This window comes from Nitrosomonas communis (assembly GCF_900114745.1).
In the GTDB taxonomy this organism is placed as follows: Bacteria; Pseudomonadota; Gammaproteobacteria; order Burkholderiales; family Nitrosomonadaceae; genus Nitrosomonas; species Nitrosomonas communis_A.
The window spans coordinates 1-1,090 of sequence record NZ_FOUB01000192.1; the positions used below are offsets into that span (position 1 = coordinate 1).

At 43.7% G+C, this 1,090-nt stretch carries 2 protein-coding genes and 1 pseudogene; all 3 read left to right on the plus strand.

The genetic code is table 11. From position 1 onward, the window contains the following. Window positions 1-78, plus strand: a pseudogene (locus tag BM122_RS23005) (IS5/IS1182 family transposase); the annotation flags it as partial. Window positions 79-107: 29 nt separating this feature from the next. Beyond that, a complete protein-coding gene (locus BM122_RS22090; protein WP_083398657.1) occupies window positions 108-575 on the plus strand; it encodes a J domain-containing protein in 468 nt (155 codons plus the stop codon). A gap of 246 nt (window positions 576-821) precedes the next feature. Further along, window positions 822-1,090: IS630 transposase-related protein (locus BM122_RS21370; protein ID WP_074906149.1), on the plus strand; the 269-nt coding region annotated here is incomplete at its 3' end.

Here is a 1,090-nt window from a genome sequence, read left to right on the forward strand (position 1 = left end):
ACGCGATACGACAAACTGAAGCGAAATTACGAGAGTATGGTAGCCATAGCGTGTGGATATCTGTGGCTACCTATGTGAAATGTCAACAGACCCTAGGTTCAGCACGTATGGCAAAGTTACATACCCATTATGATAACCTCAAGGTGGCACGTAATGCTCCATTAAAAGTCATCCGTGCTGCATACAAAAGGCTATCACAGAAATTTCATCCGGACAAGAACCCGGGAAATGCTGAGGCTGCTCGAATCATGGCGATCATCAACACTTCATATAAAGTGTTGTCTGATCCTGACAAACGTCGAGAGCATGATGAATGGATCGCTAGAATGGAAGCAGCGAATTCAATTAACAGGCAAACGCATCGAACATCCCCCTCAGCCACTCAATACACAACTGCTCAATATTCTGCTCACTCTTCTGGGAACACTTTTTTACTTAACCTCTTCCTGCCGATATTCAATCCAATCAAGGGTATTGTTATATGGACATTCTTTTACGCCATCGGTATTAGTATCTTAATAGGCAGTATTTGGCTTATTGACAGCGCCATTGATCTTTTCAGAGGGAAAAGTTAATTCCTCCTGACCGAAAGTCGTATCAAGTAATGCTCTCATCAATCCGCCCTGAATATGTGTCTCAGTATGGTCCTAATCCCATTTCCAAACCAAAAATGATGCGGAGGTGAGCCGCAGACAGGATAAATAATACGTCATGGTGAAGCCGACAAAGTCGTTTTGATTTAGAAATGGAATAAAATAATCTCTCTTGACCAACATTTGCAAATTATAGCACAACCAGATAATTTTGATTATAATTTAAAGATGGCCTATTCACTGGATTTCCGCCGTAAAGTCCTGTCTGTCAGAGAGAAAAAAGGACTTACGATAGCCGAGGTGGCGGCCCGGTTTGATGTTGGCGTGGCGAGCGTGACGCGTTGGGTTAAGAACATCCATCGTAAACCTCAAGGGTTTCGCCAACGCAAGATTGATCTTGATGTGTTGCGGCAGGATATTCGCGATTATCCTGATGCTTATCAGTACGAGCGGGCAAAACGTTTGGGTGTGGCGCAAAACGCTATTTTTCTGGCGCT

What these genes read in the sequence shown, in the direction of transcription:
- BM122_RS22090 (WP_083398657.1), top strand. Translation starts at nt 108, where the DNA reads ATGGCAAAGTTACATACCCATTATGATAACCTCAAGGTGGCACGTAAT.